The 19,458-nt window shown below is 53.8% G+C and carries 16 protein-coding genes; 6 read left to right on the plus strand and 10 right to left on the minus strand.

Going from position 1 to position 19,458, the window contains the following annotated elements; genetic code table 11:
- Nucleotides 1–55 precede the first annotated feature (55 nt).
- Nucleotides 56–550 carry a hypothetical protein gene (locus NHH03_RS06190; RefSeq protein ID WP_253154883.1) on the minus strand — a complete coding sequence of 165 codons (495 nt, stop codon included), beginning with the start codon at nt 548–550 and terminating at the stop codon, nt 56–58.
- A 426-nt stretch (nt 551–976) separates the two neighbouring features.
- Between NHH03_RS06190 and NHH03_RS06195 the strand changes: the two genes are divergently transcribed.
- Nucleotides 977–1,306, plus strand: a complete 330-nt coding sequence (locus tag NHH03_RS06195; protein WP_253154884.1) for a hypothetical protein — start codon at nt 977–979, stop codon at nt 1,304–1,306.
- A 191-nt stretch (nt 1,307–1,497) separates the two neighbouring features.
- On the opposite strand, the gene NHH03_RS06200 is transcribed toward NHH03_RS06195, so the two are convergent.
- The 6 genes from NHH03_RS06200 to NHH03_RS27845 all read right to left on the minus strand — a co-directional run bounded on the left by NHH03_RS06200 (nt 1,498) and on the right by NHH03_RS27845 (nt 6,386).
- On the minus strand, nt 1,498–2,274 hold the full coding sequence (locus tag NHH03_RS06200) for a hypothetical protein (RefSeq protein ID WP_253154885.1): 777 nt from the start codon (nt 2,272–2,274) through the stop codon (nt 1,498–1,500).
- Between the two features lie 951 nt (nt 2,275–3,225).
- Nucleotides 3,226–3,483, minus strand: coding sequence for a hypothetical protein (locus NHH03_RS06205; RefSeq protein WP_253154886.1), 258 nt, complete (start codon nt 3,481–3,483; stop codon nt 3,226–3,228).
- Nucleotides 3,483–3,758: a hypothetical protein gene (locus tag NHH03_RS06210; protein WP_253154887.1), complete on the minus strand. Its 276-nt coding sequence runs from the start codon at nt 3,756–3,758 to the stop codon at nt 3,483–3,485. Before NHH03_RS06210 ends, NHH03_RS06205 begins: the two co-directional genes overlap by 1 nt.
- Nucleotides 3,755–4,447 carry a recombinase family protein gene (locus NHH03_RS06215; protein ID WP_253154888.1) on the minus strand — a complete coding sequence of 231 codons (693 nt, stop codon included), beginning with the start codon at nt 4,445–4,447 and terminating at the stop codon, nt 3,755–3,757. Before NHH03_RS06215 ends, NHH03_RS06210 begins: the two co-directional genes overlap by 4 nt.
- Before the next feature lie 2 nt (nt 4,448–4,449).
- A complete protein-coding gene (locus NHH03_RS06220; protein WP_253154889.1) occupies nt 4,450–4,695 on the minus strand; it encodes a hypothetical protein in 246 nt (81 codons plus the stop codon).
- Between the two features lie 128 nt (nt 4,696–4,823).
- Nucleotides 4,824–6,386, minus strand: a complete 1,563-nt coding sequence (locus tag NHH03_RS27845; protein WP_315861424.1) for a bifunctional DNA primase/polymerase — start codon at nt 6,384–6,386, stop codon at nt 4,824–4,826.
- Between the two features lie 400 nt (nt 6,387–6,786).
- Between NHH03_RS27845 and NHH03_RS06230 the strand changes: the two genes are divergently transcribed.
- Together NHH03_RS06230 and NHH03_RS06235 are read left to right on the plus strand one after the other, a co-directional pair.
- Nucleotides 6,787–9,975, plus strand: a complete 3,189-nt coding sequence (locus NHH03_RS06230; RefSeq protein WP_253154891.1) for an HsdM family class I SAM-dependent methyltransferase — start codon at nt 6,787–6,789, stop codon at nt 9,973–9,975.
- Entirely contained in the window at nt 9,972–10,634 is a 663-nt protein-coding gene (locus tag NHH03_RS06235; protein ID WP_253154892.1) for a hypothetical protein, read from the plus strand. The genes NHH03_RS06230 and NHH03_RS06235 overlap by 4 nt, the downstream gene beginning before the upstream one ends.
- A 58-nt stretch (nt 10,635–10,692) precedes the next feature.
- On the opposite strand, the gene NHH03_RS06240 is transcribed toward NHH03_RS06235, so the two are convergent.
- Complete coding sequence (locus NHH03_RS06240) at nt 10,693–12,441, minus strand: DUF3800 domain-containing protein (RefSeq protein WP_253154893.1); 1,749 nt, start codon at nt 12,439–12,441, stop codon at nt 10,693–10,695.
- Between the two features lie 621 nt (nt 12,442–13,062).
- Between NHH03_RS06240 and NHH03_RS06245 the strand changes: the two genes are divergently transcribed.
- From NHH03_RS06245 to NHH03_RS06255, 3 genes are all read left to right on the plus strand, one after another.
- On the plus strand, nt 13,063–13,656 hold the full coding sequence (locus NHH03_RS06245; protein ID WP_261364111.1) for an RNA polymerase sigma factor: 594 nt from the start codon (nt 13,063–13,065) through the stop codon (nt 13,654–13,656).
- Nucleotides 13,634–15,988 carry a serine/threonine-protein kinase gene (locus NHH03_RS06250; protein ID WP_253154895.1) on the plus strand — a complete coding sequence of 785 codons (2,355 nt, stop codon included), beginning with the start codon at nt 13,634–13,636 and terminating at the stop codon, nt 15,986–15,988. Before NHH03_RS06245 ends, NHH03_RS06250 begins: the two co-directional genes overlap by 23 nt.
- A gap of 251 nt (nt 15,989–16,239) precedes the next feature.
- On the plus strand, nt 16,240–17,745 hold the full coding sequence (locus NHH03_RS06255) for a hypothetical protein (protein WP_253154896.1): 1,506 nt from the start codon (nt 16,240–16,242) through the stop codon (nt 17,743–17,745).
- Nucleotides 17,746–17,771: 26 nt separating this feature from the next.
- Here the strand turns inward: NHH03_RS06255 and NHH03_RS06260 are convergent, their stop codons facing one another.
- Together NHH03_RS06260 and NHH03_RS06265 are read right to left on the minus strand one after the other, a co-directional pair.
- On the minus strand, nt 17,772–18,122 hold the full coding sequence (locus tag NHH03_RS06260; RefSeq protein ID WP_253154897.1) for a hypothetical protein: 351 nt from the start codon (nt 18,120–18,122) through the stop codon (nt 17,772–17,774).
- Between the two features lie 76 nt (nt 18,123–18,198).
- Nucleotides 18,199–18,963 carry a CHAP domain-containing protein gene (locus tag NHH03_RS06265; RefSeq protein WP_253154898.1) on the minus strand — a complete coding sequence of 255 codons (765 nt, stop codon included), beginning with the start codon at nt 18,961–18,963 and terminating at the stop codon, nt 18,199–18,201.
- Nucleotides 18,964–19,458: the final 495 nt, after the last annotated feature.

Here is a 19,458-nt window from a genome sequence, read left to right on the forward strand (position 1 = left end):
AGAAAACGAAAGGCCGGACCCGCATGGAGCGGGTCCGGCCTTTCTCGTAGTGAAGCTATTTCAGGGACGGTCCGTCGACGCTTTTCATCGCGTTGACCAACTCGTCCACAGAATCAAAACCTAATTCGGCTGCCGTCTCGGACTGATCGTCCGAGTCCAGGTCCTCGAATTCCAATCGCAACAACGCGAGCTTTAGATCGCGAGCAGTTGCGTAACCGACTTCAGCCGCAAGCGACTCATGGTCGGAGTGCCACTGCAGCACCAGCGATGCGTTGTCGAATGACGCGAGACAGTGCTTGCGACTCGGCTGCTCACGATAGAATCCGAAGCCTCGATGCCCTAGAGCATCGCCGATCGCATTCGCCTTTTTGATGCCACGATCTTGAAAATCGGGGATCTCTTCGAACGCCATAGCAGCGTTGAAAGGAAACTTTCCAAGAATCTTGGTCAGGCACCATGGTGCCAACAAGGCTTGGATTTCGGCGATTGAGAAGACAGATTTGCGTGCTTCGGTCTTGGGTGCACGATCAACCCGATCAAAAATGCCCATTTGAGCAATCCTGTGTGAAACGCTTTCGCAACACAGGAGCAGCGAAGTGTCGACAAGACAGACCTCTCCCGCAGTTGCGGAAGTGTCTCGGGTTGGATCACTTCTGAAATGAAAGGGCAGACCGAAAAAGTGAGTCGCATCAAGATCAGGTAACGGGGTTCACGCCGTACTCTGTCAGATGGATCTCTCTGTAGCTCTTGGACGAGCGGCTCTGTCAAATCACCGCCGGCCAAGATCTGCCTATGGAGAAAGCATACCGGGAAGCTCATGTCAAGTCAATAATTTTTTTCCATTTGAGATCGATGACGCAACTCCGCCCCAGTCCACGGTCGCGAAAACGGACTGGCAGGTGGACATATTGCTGGGCGGGGCAGGCAGAATTCCAATGGTGGAGAACCGTGCCGTCACTACGTCCCGAGCGATTCGATGTCCGACAAATCCTACCGCGTGTACACCCTTGCCGATCAAACTCGTTTGCGTTTCGTCGAAAAACGCGAGCGAGACGGTACGACGAACGAAGAGCTATTGGCTTCCGCGATTGACAAGCAACTGCCACGGATCATCAAATCGCTGGTCCAGCTTGGACTCGGCAAACCCACGGGGAAGCGGCGACCTTTGCGGCTTCCACTCTCGGACGCCACCCTCGAAGCGATTGTCGTCGGTGCCGAACAGACGGGCCTGCCGCAGAATACATTGGTCGGCCTCGCCTTGCGTCGGCACTGCGTTCCGCAGCGCCGACGCAAGGCGAGGCGCTAGCCACTCGTGAGTCCGTTCACCCAGGTTTGCCGGTCAGATCCGCTAATCCAAGACCGTATGCCCGGCAGTAACCTAAACACGGCATGGGGTGCTGTGCAGGCGACATCGCCCAGTCGGTCGACTGGCTGATCCGATTCGCTTTCTCCGAACTGGGCATTAGGCCAAGCAAGTACGCGATGAAACAAAAGCCGTCACTTATAATCTGTAAAACTCTTTAGCAACTGCTCACACGAGATCGGAGAAAACTTCCGAAAGCCCTCCTCATCGACAAAGACAAAATCGAACTTGGTCTCGTTGGATACCGCGTTGATGTCTTGGCACCACTGTTTCAAGCGAGCCATCTTCAATGGAACATCCAGGTCTTCAAGCCCCTTGGTCTCGATGATCAACACGCGACCGTCGACAAGACGAACGATGAAGTCGGGGTAGTAGTTGGAGATGTTGCCGCTGGCGTTGACGTAATCCAACTTGAAGTGGACAGCGAAGTAATTCTTGGCAAAGGAAGTTACGTCGTCACAGCCCTCTAGAAATGCGGCGAACTCCAACTCCAAGTGGCTGTCGCCCACGATGCGGTTGAATACGGACTTCTCCTCTCGCATCGGACCGCTTTTAAGCGACGAGAGGACCAACTTGTTGTCGCCCCAGATCAGTTTGTTAGTCCAGCCGCGTAGCTGGCGACCTCGTTCGTCCAAGCTGAATAGCGTCGGTTGATAATCGGCCCCGGACTCGGCGACCGCGTCGGCTTCGCTTTCCGCTCGCGGTTCATCGACCTGCTCGATCGTCTGAAACGGCAGAACGACATTGCACACCTCGTTGGTCTTGCCATTCCAAACCAATTCGACTTCACGTTTGTCTTCGAACAACAAGAACCGATACTTGTCCGGTAGTGGCTTGCCGGAATCCAGGTGTCGGATGATGTCTTGCTTCTCTGCGTCTGTAAGCCGCAGCCCCTGTCCAGATGGCTTCATCGATCTTCAGTTCTCCGTTCCAGGATGTTTGGTTCCATTGCGTAGGGTCCCTGGTGACGAATCGTTCTTCGCTGACGAAGTTGAATTGAGATCGGTACTCCGAGCTGGCTGCTCCTCGAACTTGGCGAACGAATGCCCAGGGATGCCTATTCTACCGTGAATCTGTCTGTCACTCAGCCGTCGGCATGGGATCTAGGTCCCACCCGCAGAGATTTCTCTCGCTCAATGCGACGACAATCCCGGAATTCGTTAAACTCTGGTGGTTCCCAAAAAAAGAGAATTTCTTGATGGCTACACCTCGACCAATTTACCCACGGTCCAACTTCTGCCGCGACTGCGGAGGACAGGCCAGCGATTTGAATGGGCAGAGATGGTGCCAGAATCAGCCGAATGAAGTGTGCCGGATGCTGGGGCCGGGCGATCGCCGTTTTTGCGAGGTTTGCGGCGTCGAGAATCCAGGCGGTGATCCCTGCGGGCACTGCGGCGAACCCGCCCTGCGTCGGTAGACTTTCACGGTTTGTTTGCTCACCGCGACTTGGCCGAATGCTGACTTTCGGTTTCTCTTTCGACGTCCTCACCACAATACCTGCACGTAGGGGAACCCAATGTACTGGCAGAGCCCCGTCTGATTTACCGGTCAGGTCCAGAAATGCCTATTCCCAATAGGGGATATAGAATTGGGGGTAGGAAATCTGATTTCTCCCTCCCCCCTCTACCAATACCACTGAGTATGGTCGGATCGCGTTGGAAAACGGACGAAGCCGTTTGGAAACAGTCATAACGACCCTGTGTCCCCCGAGTGATCCATTTGCTCGTGCGTAACGTGGCATGCAGGTGATCAATAGCGCGTCGAAGACGCGCTATTGATCACCTGCAGCTACTTGAGACGCGACTCGCCCATCAGTCGCAATTGAAGCGTCCGGCATCGAAGGTGTATTCAGGACGAGGAGCTCAATCGAGGCCGAGGACCATTCTGACGTAGCGTTCCCGCGTGTCGTCCATCCGCTCATCTAACACGGCATACAATGCGGAAGGATCATTCATCAGCTCTTCGATCTCGGGGACGGAACCTTCCTCGTACGGTTCCGGTTCTGTGCCGGGGAAAGCAATGATCATCGGTGAGTCTTCACGCCAAAAGAGCCATGTGCCATCGTCGAACGACAAGCAACACGTGACGTCGTCGTCGTGATAGAGCGTTACCGGTTTCATCACGTTGCTCCGCCGCAAGACCATGCCACGCCTCGGAGTGCGTCGTAAACCGCAACTTCGAAAGGCGTCATGTCGCGGTACTCTGTGTCCTCGTCTCCGTCGATTACGGTGATGAGGGGCTCGTCCGCGTCGACGGTCGTGTCCCTCCCTTTCCCGTCTTTGAAAACGTCGATGCTTGATGACCGTCCTTCGCTCCAGAGGCAAAGTGTGCCGTCGTCCATCAACGTCATGCCGCTGACGGCGTCGGGATGGAAAGTGACAACTTGGGCTCTCATGATTGACCCTCCTTGCGGCTTCGATCGAGGACTCGTTTCACCTGGACTGGGTTCCACTTGCGTCCATGCCGGGTCGTGTGCCCTTCGGCGTCGAGAGCCAATGCAATCTGGCGGTACGACTTGCCAGCTTCCCGAAGCTCTCGGAGGTGCGGAGCCAAATCGACATAGGCATCGCGGGCAAGCCTTTGGTTAGCGGCAACGCCTGCCCGTTGCCCGCGTTTTGCGGCTTCCTGTGACAACGGACGGCACTTGGGATGGTTGGACCCAAGCTTGCCGCCCCTGGCCTTGTAGGCTTTCAGGGCCGCTTTCGTTCGCTCGGAGATCCGTCGTGCCTCGTCCTCGGCGACTGCCGCGAGAACGTGAATTGTCAGTTTGTTTGCTGTCGGGTTGTCGACCGCGAGGAAGTCGGTCCCGGCTTCCATCAGTGTTGCGGTGAACGCTACGTTTCGGGCGAGCCGATCAAGCTTGGCGATGACCAGCGTCCCATTGATCCGTCGTGCGTGGGCAAGAGCCTTTGCAAGTTGCGGTCGGTCGGCTCGTTTGCCGGTTTCGACTTCGGTGTACTCGGAGATGAGTTCCCCCTGGCTTGTGACGTAGTCACGAACCGAGGCGGTTTGGGCTTCGAGTCCAAGACCGGATCGACCTTGGCGGTCGGTGCTGACGCGATAGTAGGCGATGAATCTTTTCATGATCATCGTCCTCCTTCAACGTCGGCGAAGACTTCAACGGTCCATATGATGGACGGTTCGCCAGAGAGGTTGCCGGTCTCCTCATCCGCTTCAAAAAGTCCGAAGTACAGGCAGGATTCGTCTTGATCGATGAGCTTGATCTCTCCCTCGTCTTGATCGAAGTCGGGATCGGCGAGGTGATAGTGGATCGTGTTCAGGATTGATTTGGTGACACGTTCACCGACGGTAGTCATGGTTGCGGTCTTCATGGTTTCTCCAATTAGGTGTTGCAGCTTTCGAAACGGGTGTCCCGAAGCGTGTAACAAAATTGGATCACACGAGAAATTTCCCTCACAAGATTGTTCGCCCGTACATTGGCGAATGAAATTTGTCCTTGTCACGACAGCGGTGGCAGTCCTGTGACGTGATACTCGCTTGGCTTCCCGGTGTAGCCACGTTTGGTCTGCTTCAAGAGTTCGAAGACGCTGGCCCGTTTTTCTTTGCCGTGTTGATCCTTGCGGGAGATGAATTGGTCCGCCAGCTGATAAAGCTGCTTCCGATGGATCTTGAGCAGGAATCGCTTCTCAAGGATCTCTTGCAACTGAAGATGCGTCATGAGGATCGTTTCAGTCTCGCCGAACTGCGCCACGCGGTATTGATAGTGAAGCATGACGGCAAGCACAAACGGCAAGCCTCGATTGCCCGTGGACCATTCGACCTTTTCGGATAGCTGGGAAACACTCAACTCGTTGGAGTGTTTCTCTGCTTCTGGAGCCAATAATTTTTCTAGCTCTTCAGTGGATTGAAGAAGGCCTTCGAGAGCCGGATGCATTTTCTTGGTAGATGCTTTGCTGGAATGGTCCGTAATGGAGTGGATCTTTCCTTCTTCAAAATCACGTTCGGTTCGGAGGATACAGTCGTCGAGTTCATTGATGATTTGCTCGCTTGAACTGCTGAATACCCCCTCAAACCCATTCAACCAAGCATTCATGATCTCGCGGATTCGATCACTCGGGATGCCCTTTGCTATTAGGTAGGCAACTGGCTTGACTTGCAGACAATTCCTTTGCCCCGCTCGGACGATAGGCCACCGCTTTCGGATAACGTTGAGATACCAATCGTTGCTTTCCGGTGGCAGGTTCATGTCTCCGTAACCACGCGAAGGCATTTCCTTTGGCTTCCCTTGAACTGAGAGGTGCCGTGGCGACTCAGAAATCAGCACGCCTCCCAAAGCCGAAAGAAGCCAAGCGGGAGCCTCCGGAAGATCTGTCACTCGATCGGGTTTCCCGAGTGATCGGTACAAGCCGCTGCAATCCCATTGGTAGTAATTCCCGTCGCGGTGAAGTGTGCCGGGTGCCGCGACTTGTCCGCGACGAGATCTAACGTCAATGCATTGAAACGCTTCGAGCCCCTTGAATTGGCACAATGGTTTGTTCAGAACTCGCGTTCCATCTGACAAGCGGAAGTAGAGGTGATAGTGGTGTGGCTCCTTGCTGCCCGAAACACACGTGAACGTCGGCGGCAGTTTCATTCCATGCTCTCGCTGCATTGCTTCAAGACTGGCGTGCCCGCTTGGTCCGTCAATATCCAGAATGAGTTGATTGTCCGGGCAGATTCCTACCCCCGCATCGGGCCAGCGGTGCCACCACTTTCCGAGCTGTTCTAGATCTGTGGTCGCTAGATCAAGGTATCGAGAAATTCGCGGATGCTTTCCTGGTGAATGACACTCACCCGGACACGAGCAAGTCGTGTCGAGCAGAGGGTAGTACGGGAAAACGCGAAAGCCCATGTTGGCAAGTTCGCACGCGGCGCTGTGGCCGGATTGGTCAGAGCGACCGGAGAGAGGATCATTCGTCATTGACCTTGTTCCAGTGAATAGGGAAACAAGGCGAACGACCGGAGGGGCGTAGTCCGAGAGACGCCCCCTCCAGCCGCTTGAATCTTTCGATTCATCGATCATGTGTTTTGAAATACTCGGTGCATTCCCAACCACGCCGCTCGCCAAAACAGCCGTGATTGGTCCGGAGTAGTTTTGCTCGGGGTCTGCGCATCAAACCAACGGCTAGGAATCCCCCAGTTTTTTTCGTTGCAAGACACGCCAAAACCTCGCTCCGGCGTCGGCCGCCGGTGCATGCTGGCAATCTGTTTAGCGTTTAGTCCTTGCTGCCACACAAACACGGTGGCAGCTGGCGAGCTGCGAAGCCGGTTGCCTGCATATATCGTCAAATATCGACAACGCTCCACATCTTCAGGAACACAATTGCAACCGTCTCCCGTTCAGTTCCTCATTTCGCTAGAATTTGGAGAGTTGTCGCGGGCGTCCGCAACAACACGAGTGATGCAATTTCGTTGGCAATGGTGTGCTTCTTAAACAAGCTGCAGAGTGGCTGGGATGGCCGACCCCAAAGCTAATCCTTGACCCTACGGGCGAAGGTGCGAGCGTCTGTGCGCAGACTGCGAAACAGAAAATCGGGAAATCGTTATCTCGGGATTTTCCGTCGATTGAGGTAAATACCGGAATTCTCACTACTGAGCCGTTTGGTGATACGAGCGTCTCGCCGCTTGCAATCGTGTGCGAGTTCCCATCAGGAGCGAGCGACGAAGCTCTTCGCGAAGCTCAACGGCTTGCATGGAATTTTTCGCGAGCTTCAATACTTGTAACATTGGAGCCGCATCGTTTGATGGCGTGGTCTTGCTTACAAGACCCGCAGCAAGACGAGTCATCGCTAATAGTTTGCGAACACAATGATGATGGGAACACAGGCGGGTCTCCGAGTTCGGATCAAGAACGCATTCGCCAGCTTCTCCACTGGGTAAGCTTGATTACAGGCAGCTTGCAAAGCCAACTACCAAGCCAGTTTCCGATGGATGGGCGCGCGGATTCGCTTCTGCTGAAGAATTTGAAGCATGTTCGTGGCGAGCTCTTGGCGCAATCACTACCACGTGATTTCTGCCACGACCTTCTTGCTCGAATCATATTCACGCAGTTTTTATTCCACCGCAAAGACAGTCGTGGCAATCCGTTCTTCAGTAAAACGATGCTGTCGAACCGATGCGAAGGAGCGTTGTCGCGTGTTCACGCGAATCTAGGGTCGATTCTGTCGGACAAGGAAGAAACCTACGCTCTGTTTCGCTGGATGGATGGACGTTTTAACGGCGACCTTTTTCCCGGAAAAGCAGACCAAACCGACGCTGAAAGAGATGCGGCTTGGCGGACAGAAAAAGATGTAGTATCGGACGATCATCTTAAGTTGTTGGCGGATATGGTATCGGGAACAGTCGACACGACGGATCGTCAACTTCTGCTGTGGCCAAGTTATTCGTTCGACACGATCCCGCTAGAATTCATCAGCAGCGTTTACGAAGAATTTTTGAATGAGGATCGTCTTGCGAACAAGGCATACTACACAAAGCCTCAACTTGTCGACTACGTCCTAGATGCTGTCTTGCCATGGAAAGGAAAGAAATGGGACCTGCAGATTCTTGACCCAGCTTGTGGGTCAGGTATTTTTTTGGTTAAGGCGTTCCAGCGATTGATTCATCGTTGGCGTCAAAAGAACGGACGTGATCCGTTAGTCAGTGACTTGAAGCCGATACTTGCCAACAACTTCGTTGGTGTCGACATCAATCCCGATGCGATACGGGTTGCGTGCTTTAGTCTGTACCTTGCGATGGCAGACGCGATCGACCCCAAGCATTACGTGACGCGTGAAAAAGTGTTCCCGCGTTTAAGAGGTACACGACTATTCCAGGCGGATTTCTTTAACGAAGACGCCGCAGGGTTGAACACTGCGGTCGATGCGAAATCCTACGATCTCGTAATCGGCAACCCACCATGGGGTGAGGGGTCAACACGCGACACGTCGGAATCGATCGCGGTTGTTCGTCCGGCATCCGGGCGCCGAAAAGAAAAGGTGGTCGAGATGTCTCGGGCCGAAGCTTGGGCAGAACAAAACGACTGGACGATATCAAATCTCGACATAGGTCCTTTGTTCATCTCGAAGGGATTGCAGTTAGTCAAAAGCTCAGGTCGAGTAGCTATGGTTCAGCCAGCTCCGCCTTGGCTTTATCAGCGTGGCAATCCAGCGCTTCAAATACGAAAGAAGCTCTTTGAGTCTTTCACCGTTGAGGAAGTCACCAACCTGTCAGCACTTCGGCGCGAAATGTTTGCGGATGTGATCGGTCCATCCTGTGTAATGGTTGCTGGTCGCAACCAACCGAAGCCTGATTCCCAGTTCTACTACTTTACTCCAAAGCCATTGCGTCTGGCTGATTCATCTGTCGTCGTTACGATCGAACCAAGCGATGTCAATCGAATTACACACTTGGAGGCTGCAAACGATCCGTTGATTTGGTCGGTGTTAGCCTTGGGTGGACAGCGTGATTTGCAATTGATTCGACGCTTGAAACGCTATTCAACGCTGGCGAAGTTAAAGAGGTCGGGAGAGGTGAAGACATGTCTTGGCGTGATTCCTGGACGAAGTCGCCAAAGAGTGGAGGAGGAATTGCGGGGTAAAAGATATTTTGATGAAGCGAATTTCCCCGACGATGTGTTTTTGGAAATGGACGCGAATCAGAGCGAACCTTGGGACGAGCCACTGGTTACCGACAATTACTCCACTGACTTCTCTGCATTCAAGAACCCGCAACTCCTGATCAAAGGTAGTTTTGTTTCTTCTCGCAATCGTTTTCGGGCTGCACGTGTTCGCTCGAGCGACCCAGAATGGGGACTTGTATGCAAGAAGACGTATGTGACTGTTCGTGACATGACAACGAACGCAAACCATATCGACGCCGCGTGCCTTGCTTACAACAGTCTTTTCGCTACGTACTTTCTGTTTATGACGAGCAGTCGGCTCGGACACTACATTACAGAAGTTCCGGTGAAAGAGTTGCTAAATTTACCGCTGCCCGAATTATCGGCGGACATTCATCAGTTCGACTCCTTTGAACAAATCGACGAAGCAGTTCGCTCTGCGCTTTCACTGACCAAAGCCGATCAAATAATCATCGATGAGTTCCTGAATCTGAGTTTGCACGATGCGATTCGGAAGACTCCAGGCCCGTCGCGTCAGCCAACGCATCGACACGGCGATACGCTGGAGCTCAATCAGTTCGCTGAAACATTCATCAAAGTGATGAAGAGTACGTTTGGCAGAGCAAAGCATGTTTCAGCGACCGTGTATCGCGAGCCCAATGGTGGTGGATTGCTGCCCTGTCGCATGATTACCATTCATCTCGGAAAGAAGCAGCGTCCACTTGTAAAACACGAAGAAGCATCTGCTAGCGGGTTGCTGGATCAGCTTTCCGAGTTTCATCGCGATGTATTGAAGAAGAAGGGACGCGCTTCCAGTGCATCCGGCATTGGGTTTCAGCGGGTGGCATTTCTGCTCCATTCATCCACTGGAAGCGAAGGATATGTGCAGAACTTAACGATCATCAAACCAGATGAATATCGCTACTGGACTCAGACACAAGCAATGCGAGATGCCGACGATCTTGCCGCGTCGATCGTCAACGCTGCACAGTTGGCGGGTAAGAATAAGTGACGCGCAACCCAACCTTCAGCGAGATCGTTTGGCCGAACGATCCGGATAGTCACGAATTGGCAATTCAATGGGCTGGCGAGATTACCGTCCAGGCACTTAATTGGATTTGGCGTGCCTTTGACGTGTTGTATTCTGACTATCTTTCAGGAATCGACATGCGGCAACCGTTGGAGCAATTGGAGAGAGATTTGGTCAGGCACCACCACCAACAGATAATTGTTCTCTACGCGAGAGAAACCGATGGGTTCGCTTCATTCACACCCCATCATGAATGGCCGGAAATGGAATCGCGATCCGAGGCATCTGCGCAACCGCCATCGAATGACATCGCCTTTGTAGCGACTTCATCGAATCAGCGATGGGCCTTGGCTGTCGAGGCGAAGGTGTTGCCAACTAAAGGTGAGCTCTACCGCTATATGAATGATGTCAACGATAAGTTCGTGACGGGAATCGCTAGTCCTTTCGTGGACGTCGGGGCAATGATCGGTTACTTGTTGTGCGACGACGCCGAAACCGTTTTCGCTGGAATTGAAAAACGCTTGAAACAGAAACTAGAGTCGCCGCCTGAGTTTGCGTCGCGAGCACACCGCACATCTCAACACGAGCGTGCCCACGCTCCTGATATATGCCTCCATCACATGATTATGGTATGCGTGTAAAACCTTCAATTGAACGACTACCCAGACTGACTGGCCGCCTCGCCGCATAGTTTGAGGATCATTTCGAAAGTTCCTCGCCGTCAAGCAGGTTCTGCACGACTTCTTCTCGGCTTTCGCCGGTGTAAAGATTGCCGTCAGGAAGTACTCGAGCAACGTATTGCCCGGACGATGCAAGTAGCGAAGCAAACTCAACGTCACCATGTTGGTGTCGTTGGAAGATCAGGTCGCCTGCGCCAGACAAAAAGGCTCGCTCGATTCTCGACATCACTTGAGACAAGCCTTCCCGTAGGTGTTTAACGCTTGTTGGCTTAGGCTCCAGCAACGGCGAATCAAAAACGTATACGAGATCTGTGTGCTTGGCATAGAAGTCCAGCAGCTCCAAAATTTGCGTAAGCTGTGGTACGTCAAACCGTTCTACATGGAATGATTCCGTCCAAGATTCATCACGGCACGCAGAGAGAAATTCCTCTGCGGTTTGCTCCCGTGTGAACAATGTAACGAAACAACCATGTTCAGCGTTGTCTTCAAACGATCGGATAAACAGCGGAGAGTCCGTCTTGTCGCCTATTGGAACAAATAATGGGAGATCAATTTTGACGCGTTGCCCGTTGTGAGGCTTCGTATCGCCATCGACGACGGGAAAGACTGGCATCTCAGGAACGATAGGGCGTCGTGCACTTGATTGCGTGTCAGACACCGACTCATCGCCAAGAAGCCCTCGTATCGCCGCAAAACTCTTGGTCATCGTCCGTTGCGATAGAATCGGCCACGTTAACTTTGGATTATCAGGTAAGACCAGCGCAGGAAGGACGAATTCAGCTAGATTGCGTTCGACGTCTGTTAAGTCGGTGCCGTTCGTGATCTTTTTGAATAGGTAGTTAACGGTTCCAGCCAAGAAGTCCGCGGATTGCATGATCGGGTTAACTCTAGTGGCGATCTCAAACATTGGAATGTTCTTAATTTTTGCGATGCTTACGTCTGTATGCGGAAGGGAAATCGCACTGTCTTTTGCCGTCAAGAACATGTCAAAAACAGCTTCGTAGCCTGCTTGGTAGTGAGCCTGTTCATCGTGAACAAGCTTAGAAATATTCACAGAACAGTTCTGCGCATTGTGTTCAACGAGCATTAGAAAGCTGACAAGGCACGGGAGGTTTAGCGTGCCAGCAGCTCCGTTCCAGAGTTTGGCGGACTCAATTTCTGGTCGCGCGATCTCATCTATTCGCGGCAAAGCGCCTGCGAGAGCATCGGCCAGTTCCGAATTGATACCCGACCTCACTGAGTCGCAGATTCGATCCAGGATCTCACGCAAGGAGTCTGTTGACGGATTTCGATAGACGTTCGCAAAATCGTCAAGAATTCCCTGTGACAACTGGTCATAGAGCGTGTTCGCGATTTCATTCTTGGTGACCGTGTCACCGGTGAACCGCATCGCGAACTTTTCATTGGTATCGGGATCCAAAAAGGTTTCCACCATCTTGGCGGCGACACAGTATCTCTTCTCGGCGACCAGAAAAATGGGAAGGCATCCGCTGCGCCCCATGAATTCAAACAATGATGTCAGTCGTCGCAGCCCTCGGTTTGTTCGAAGAAGTGTCGTTGATTTAGCTTCGCCAGCATCAAGAGGCGTCTTGCCCACGTGGTTGTCAGGAACGTATTCCGCGCGGATTTTCTCAAGCTCCACGGATACTGACACCAAAGACGATTCTGGGATAAACCACCCTGCCAAAACGTAAAATGGCTGATCTTTATCAATGTAGTTAGGGCCCGAGTTTCCGGATTCGTCACAGTAAAGGGCAAATGTATCCATAGTCTTGAATCCTGATCTAAGAAGTCAGCGATATAGTGACACGGTTGACCCCACCACGTTCGCCTTGCAGATCTTACAATGAATCGTTTAGCACCGGACTTGCCAGATAGTGGTAGGACAGTTCCGGGCACGGCGGGAGTCGTTCTTTGGGGGAGAAGAAAAGGAAAACTACCCGGACAGCCCGGACAAAGAACGCTGAGCCTTGGCCAGCAGCCATTTTCCTTGTGCGAGCAGGCCTCGGAGGCGGGTTGCCCGCTGGGAGCGGGCAATCCGCCTCCGAGGCTCCGTGTTACAACGGGCGTTGCAACAAGCAAAACGGTCTTGCCGCAAAGTCTTTCTCCGTAATGCTTTGCCGCCCTCCCCGCACCGGATTCAAAATCCAGTTGGAGCAATCCAGTGAGGGTTCGAGTCCCTCCTTCGGTACTCATTGCGAGAAAAGGACTTTGGTCGTTTGGCCAGAGTCCTTTTTTTGTGGCTCCACCGAACCATCCGTGCCGCTCCATCGCCGCGACTCTCTCAAGGGAATCGCCTGGGTCGGTTGGAAGGTGAAAACAAGAAAGTTTTTGATTTCCCTGTAACAATGGACTCCTACGCTCGGGTTGCTGGTAGGAGAACATTGATTTGCAAGGTCCAGAAACACGTCCGACTTTCATTGGCAAGCTTGCCGATCCCACTTGTGAGCAAGCTTGGAATGAGTTCGTGCGTCTGTACCACGACATCATCTATCGCGTGGCTCGAGCGCGTGGGCTGCAAGATGCCGACGCCGAAGACATCACGCAGGAAGTGTTTGCGATCGTTAGCCGCAAAGTCGAATCGTTTGACTGCGCTGCGGCGGGTTCGTTTCGCGGCTGGCTCCGCAAACTGGCTCGAGACACCGCGGTCGATCGGCTACGGCAGCCCCAGCTGAATATTGGCTCAGGCGATAGCCAGGTGCGTCAAGCATTGGAGCAGCGTGACGCATCCCAGGACACCGCGACGCTCTGGGATGTGGAAGTCAAACGAGAGCAGTTGCTGAGAGCCTGTGACCACCTTCGCGATCAATTCTCCGAAACCGTGTGGCAGTCATTCTGGTTGACCGCCATTGAAAACCTGTCCATCTCGGCGGCTGCAAAGCAACTGGGGAAATCCGAAGGCTCTGTGCGCGTTGCCCGTTGTCGCGTCATGGCCCGATTGAAAAAAGAGGTTGGTTCCGATGATCGCTCGTTTTCACTATGACCGCAGTCAATTGCAAGCGTTTCTTGACGAAGACCCGTCGGCTGAGCCGGAAGAAATCCAATCCCATATCGAGACATGCTCGCAGTGCCAGGCGGAACTCGAAACGCTTGCCCAAGCAAACTTCGATTGGGATCAAGCGACACGGTTGCTGGGCGTTGAGCCGCTCTCACCAACGGCGTGGTCCAGTCAACCAATGGTGGAAGACAACTGTTCTTCCATCCTGCAGTCCACCGATCACGCCGGATCGCTCGGTCGCTTCGCCCGCTACGAGATCATGGAAATTCTTGGTCGTGGCGGCATGGGCGTGGTGATGCGAGGCTACGACACGTCGCTCAACCGTCATTCCGCGATCAAAGTGCTCGCGCCGGAGTTGGCCAGCAGTGCCGCGGCCCGCAAACGATTCTCGCGAGAAGCTAAAAGCGCCGCGGCCGTCGTGCATCCACATGTCGTCCCGATTCAAACCGTCGACGAACACCATGGCATTCCCTATCTGGTCATGCCAGTCGTCGAAGGGAAAAGCGTTGATGCTCGGGTGCGTGACTCGGGGCCACTGAGCGTCATCGAAACGGTTCGTATCGCGGCTCAAATCGCCGAAGGCTTGGCAGCCGCCCATGACCAAGGATTGGTTCACCGCGACATCAAACCCGCCAACGTGCTGCTAGAGAATGGCGTTGAACGTGTTCAAATCACTGACTTTGGTCTCGCTCGAGCCGTCGATGATGCCAGCATGACGCGCAGCGGTGTGATCGCCGGCACGCCTCAATACATGTCGCCTGAACAAGCACATGGCGATGCGATCGACCATCGCAGCGACCTGTTCTCACTCGGCAGTCTGATCTACTTCATGCTCACCGGCCGCAGCCCCTTTCGTGCCGAAACCACGATGGGCGTCCTGAACCGAATCGTCAACGACCAGCCGCGTTCTTTGCAAAGCGTCAACGCCGAAGTCCCTGAGTGGTTGGAGCGGATCGTCACCAAATTGCTCTCGAAATCGCCCGATGATCGTTACCAAACCGCAGCCGAAGTCGCAGCGGTATTCCAGGACTGGCACGCCCACTTGCAGCAACCGGATGGGGTGAATCGTCCCGCACTGCCCGCGGAACTGCCCGCGGCATTCGTCGCGGGCTCCACGAACCATTCGGTGTCGATGGCAACCGACAACGGTTCAGGCATCGGCCGTCTGCCTCGCTGGTTGGTCGCCACCGCCGTGCTGGCCTTGTTTGCCTTTGCCGGTGCGGTCGTCTATCTGGAAACCAGCAAGGGTACGCTGCGAATCGAAAGCAACGCTGACAACCAAGTGCCGATTGTGATTCGGCAAAATGGCAAGGTGGTCGACGAATTGACGGTCTCTCAAGCCGGGGCAACCGCCCGGCTACGTGCCGGAGAGTATTCGATCGAACTGAATGCTGAAGACGCATCGATCAAGCTGGATCACAACCAAGTCACAATCGAGGCGGGAGGCCAGTGGGTGGCACGCATCGAGATGAAACGTGAATCAACGTCGGATGATCAGAACCGCGATCCTAGCGATGTTCGACAGGCCGCGGTGGAAGACACGAGGAATGGTAGACACGAGGCCGCGCTTGAAAAAATTCTGTGGTGTTGGCAGCACGGCGTACAAGCCGAACCGTCTTGGTCCGCGGTTCGGCGCTCGTTCCTGCTCTCCGACTGGATTAACCTAGCCGACTCGTCGCCTGCCGCACTCGAAAAACTAAAGTCGATCCGGGATGAACTGCAAAAACGCTTGGTCTCGGCAGATCAACCTCGCGTCAACGCAGACGACTTTGCCGACCTGGTGGCTATTCACCGGGTGCTTCGCGAAGAACCTCGCAGCATCCAAACGTATCTGCAACTTGATCCGCGCGATCAACAACGACTTTATTTTTACTTGCCCTACTGCCCGACAACCAACAAGCCAGAAGCGAACAATTGCAAACAATGCCACCGAGCGTATCCCAGCCTGAAACCAACGCTTGGCGTTGAGCAGACAGAACCGCCGAAGATCTCTCCGTTCACTCGAATGGAAATTGAGGATGATCGTGTCGTTGTGACCTTCGATTCCAAACAATATGAACTGCTAGGCATCGACCAATTTCCAATGGAGGAACTGGCAAAGAAAACGCGAGATCGCTATGGCAAAAAGTGGAAGAAACGATTGAGCGAAGACCTGGTCGAAGTCTTTTGGCAACTGGGGCATTTCCCCGGCGAGACCGTCGATCTTCGCCTTCGATCGCTAGAAACCGATGACGAATTGTCGATCAAGAACGCCAAGATGACATCGCAGAATCGTTTGGATCTCTACCTCGACAACGAACACAACCAACCGGAATAAATTCGGTGGGCGAATAAAAACCCAGACGACACTCACCCAACTCCAATCGTCGCTCAGAAAACCAGGTCTACTGGTATGTGCAATTAGCGGAACTGAGTGTCGCTGGGCAATGGACGCTAGAATGCCTGGCGGTACCCGCTGACCCAATTGTTGCAAGCGGAAATTGACCGTCGTCTCACCTTTTTTCTGCGCCGCGCTGCGATTGAATGAGGCGAGGACTTGGCGATCGGAATCTTAAAAAAGGTTGTTCGATGATGCGTGGTTTGATCGTTGTTGCTGGACTGTTACTCGCGTCCTGGACAATCAATTGTAGATCGTCACTACGGGCCGGTGACGACGTGATCGATATCGGCAGTCGTCGTGAATTGTTTGTCGACCATCTGTTGATCGACAAACTCGACAACGTTCGCTTGGTGCTGAATCGGCCGCGAGACGAAGGCATCGTGATGCCATTCGACAAACCGTGGGAAGGTCCATTTTGTGGATACTGCACGGTGATCAAGGAAGGCGATCTGTATCGGTTGTATTATCGTGGCAGCCCCGTCGGCGGAGCGGACGGCAATTCGGGTGAATCCTATTGCTATGCCGAATCCAGTGACGGAGTCAGCTGGACAAAGCCCGAATTGAATCTCTATGAGTTCCAGGGCAGCACAAAGAACAACATCGTGCTGGCTGATGCGGCGCCGGTCACCCACAACTTCTGCCCAATGCTTGATGATCGTCCGGGCGTACCAGCAGAGGAACGATTCAAGGCAATCGGCGGTACGATGGCAAGCGGTTTGATCGCGATGGCATCGGCCGATGGCATTCATTGGCAGAGGATGCGTGAGGAACCAGTGATGACCACATCCATGGTTCCGTACGACTACATGTTTGATTCACAGAACCTCGCGTTTTGGTCTACGTCGGAAAACAAGTACCTGTGTTACTTCCGAGTCTTCGCGGACGGGATCCGCCGCATCTGCCGAACAACCAGCGACGACTTTGTGAACTGGTCACCCCCGACGTTGATGGAATACCGGCACCACGGCGGTGAAGCTCCGATCGAACATCTCTACACCAACCAAACACATCCCTATTTCCGTGCTCCACATCTGTACGTCTCGGTTGCAGCTCGCTTCATGCCGGGGCGTCAAGTGCTTTCCGAAGTGCAAGCTAAAGCAATCAACGTTTCTCCCCAGTACTTCAAAGATACTTCAGACGCCGTCTTGATGACTTCGCGCGGTGGGCATTTCTATGACCGAACGTTCCTGGAGGGATTCGTTCGTCCCGGCATCGGTGCGCAAAACTGGGTGTCCAGAACAAACTATCCTGCTCTGAATATTGTGCAGACGGGCGCCACCGAGATGTCGGTCTACCTAAACCAGGACTATGCACAACCGACCGCGCACCTGCATCGGTACTCGATGCGAGTGGATGGATTCGCGTCGGCCCAGGCCCCGTTTAGCGGCGGCGAGCTGGTGACGAAAGTGGTGACGTTTACCGGTCGAGAGCTGTCGATCAACTTTGGAACGTCCGCTGCCGGCAGCATTCGTGTGGAAATTCAAGATGCCTCGGGGAAACCGATCCCCGGTTTTGCCCTCTCCGCAGCAATTGAACAAATCGGCAATGAGACACAACGTGTGGTGACCTGGAAGCACGGGAGCGATGTGTCGCCGCTTTCTGGCAAACCCATTCGATTGCGGGTCGTGATCAAGGATGCTGACTTGTATTCGTTTCAGTTCAGCGGCGCCGATAAAACACTTTCGGCGAACTGAAAACGCTGGCAAAATCAGCTGTTTGCTTAATTTGCCTGTGGGTCCATGGCAAAGAATAGCCAATCGATCACCGGTTGTAAAAATTCCACAACATCGACCGAAGCCACCTCGGAATGCTTGGTCAGTTCGTGCGCGGTGTAGCCGAGTCCCAGTCCGCCGACGATCGCGGTGAGCTGGGTACCGCCATGGATTTCAACGGCGCGATTGGAAATGGCACGCTCGGAATCCGTGTTCAAGCTGCTCATCAGGAACTCGTGGTTCAACGTCACTTCGGTGACGATGGTTCCGGGTTGAGAAAGTAATTCACGCCGGCGAAGACAAAGCGGACCAAGCGGCGTGTCCTCGCAAGCGAGTCTCTCGAAAAGGGGACGATTCACATGATTCCTTGCGTCGGATTGGCGGGAAGTAAACGGAGTGGTTTCGAGCGGGGTGATCCAATCCCAATCGCAGAGTTCACGGTCGGATCACAGCAACACGGCTTCCCGAGTGTCCATGGCGTTTGACAACCAGAATCATCGTCGATCGCCCCCGCTGGGGATCCAGAATCTCCTCCACCTCATACATCGAATCCAACAGTTTCGGGTTCGCGGCGGCTGCCCCGGTTGCTTCGCACACTCGCATGTTACCACCCGGCGTCGATTGCGCGACGTACGATTGCACCACCGCAATGTGACCCGGTCCGCGTTTGACCGAATTGCCTTCCATCCAGACCAGCAAATCACCCTGGCGGACGTCATTCGGATCATTGACCGCGTTGGCAGCCGAAAAATACGAGGCGGCGTTCGTATTGCGAGCGGTCGATGGTGTGTTCGGTTTCTTTCCACATGCGATCAGATAATTCGTCGCAAAACCGGAACAGTCGATGCCCAGTCGGTTGTCGCAGAACGTTTGAATGTTGACCTGAGTCGGCGAGGCAATCTTGCCAGAGATCACCGCCCATTCCAGCGCCCGTTCGTAGTCCGACGGCGACCCCTTGCCCATCGCCGCGGTCTTGATCTGTTCTTTGTGCGACTGATACCAGCGATGACGCCGACCGCCGCGAGTCATAAAGTTAAAATCCGTGCGCTGGTCAGTTCCCTCCCTCCAGTTCATCATGAAATACTTACGCACCGAGATGGTTCTGGGGACCTCGCGGCACATTTGTGCGACATCGTCATCTTCGATGACGTTCACCTGCAACTGCCGGTAGCGTTGCATGAATTGAAGAGGACTTGGCATCGGAGACACTCCGTAGGCGGTTGGTTTCTACACTGCGTTATCTGGCAATTCCCCAAATGGTTGAGTGGAAAACGTAAAGTTTTCGGATTTTCGTTGATCGCCACCACACAGTTGTGTGAAGAGGCTGATTCGCTAGCAAGTCACTGGAGAGTGATTGGCCGCCCGCGACGTTCGTTTGCTTTCAAAGGAAATCTTGGAGCTCGCAACCTAGGGTGGCGGTTTGCTCGCTGCACTCACAAGACCTGACCCTAGGCTACGCTGTTTAACGCCGTTGGCGTAAAAAGACCGCTACCAGAGTCAAAATCTTCGCCACACGGTTTTCCACGGTTGCGGCCGCTGGCCTGCCGCTGCGGTGACAGGCCTGCTCGTGCTAGCTCAAAGCCGTGGGCGAAGCTGCACCACCTCCCGGGGGCGGCCGAGTGAATCACGAAAGCGCTGGTTTCCAAACGCGTCAGCGATGCTCCGTTGTCTAGCACAACTGTCTTGCATCATTCT

This window comes from Stieleria tagensis (assembly GCF_024129865.1).
Taxonomy (GTDB): Bacteria; Planctomycetota; Planctomycetia; order Pirellulales; family Pirellulaceae; genus Stieleria; species Stieleria tagensis.

Excerpts from the sequence above, each read along its gene's own strand:
- NHH03_RS06255 (WP_253154896.1), top strand. The coding sequence starts at position 16,240 with ATGATGCGTGGTTTGATCGTTGTTGCTGGACTGTTACTCGCGTCCTGG.
- NHH03_RS06210 (WP_253154887.1), bottom strand. The coding sequence starts at position 3,758 with ATGAGAGCCCAAGTTGTCACTTTCCATCCCGACGCCGTCAGCGGCATG.
- NHH03_RS06200 (WP_253154885.1), bottom strand. The coding sequence starts at position 2,274 with ATGAAGCCATCTGGACAGGGGCTGCGGCTTACAGACGCAGAGAAGCAA.
- NHH03_RS27845 (WP_315861424.1), bottom strand. The coding sequence starts at position 6,386 with ATGATCGATGAATCGAAAGATTCAAGCGGCTGGAGGGGGCGTCTCTCG.
- NHH03_RS06190 (WP_253154883.1), bottom strand. The coding sequence starts at position 550 with ATGGGCATTTTTGATCGGGTTGATCGTGCACCCAAGACCGAAGCACGC.
- NHH03_RS06220 (WP_253154889.1), bottom strand. The coding sequence starts at position 4,695 with ATGAAGACCGCAACCATGACTACCGTCGGTGAACGTGTCACCAAATCA.
- NHH03_RS06250 (WP_253154895.1), top strand. The coding sequence starts at position 13,634 with ATGATCGCTCGTTTTCACTATGACCGCAGTCAATTGCAAGCGTTTCTT.
- NHH03_RS06265 (WP_253154898.1), bottom strand. The coding sequence starts at position 18,963 with ATGCCAAGTCCTCTTCAATTCATGCAACGCTACCGGCAGTTGCAGGTG.
- NHH03_RS06240 (WP_253154893.1), bottom strand. The coding sequence starts at position 12,441 with ATGGATACATTTGCCCTTTACTGTGACGAATCCGGAAACTCGGGCCCT.
- NHH03_RS06195 (WP_253154884.1), top strand. The coding sequence starts at position 977 with ATGTCCGACAAATCCTACCGCGTGTACACCCTTGCCGATCAAACTCGT.
- NHH03_RS06205 (WP_253154886.1), bottom strand. The coding sequence starts at position 3,483 with ATGAAACCGGTAACGCTCTATCACGACGACGACGTCACGTGTTGCTTG.
- NHH03_RS06215 (WP_253154888.1), bottom strand. The coding sequence starts at position 4,447 with ATGAAAAGATTCATCGCCTACTATCGCGTCAGCACCGACCGCCAAGGT.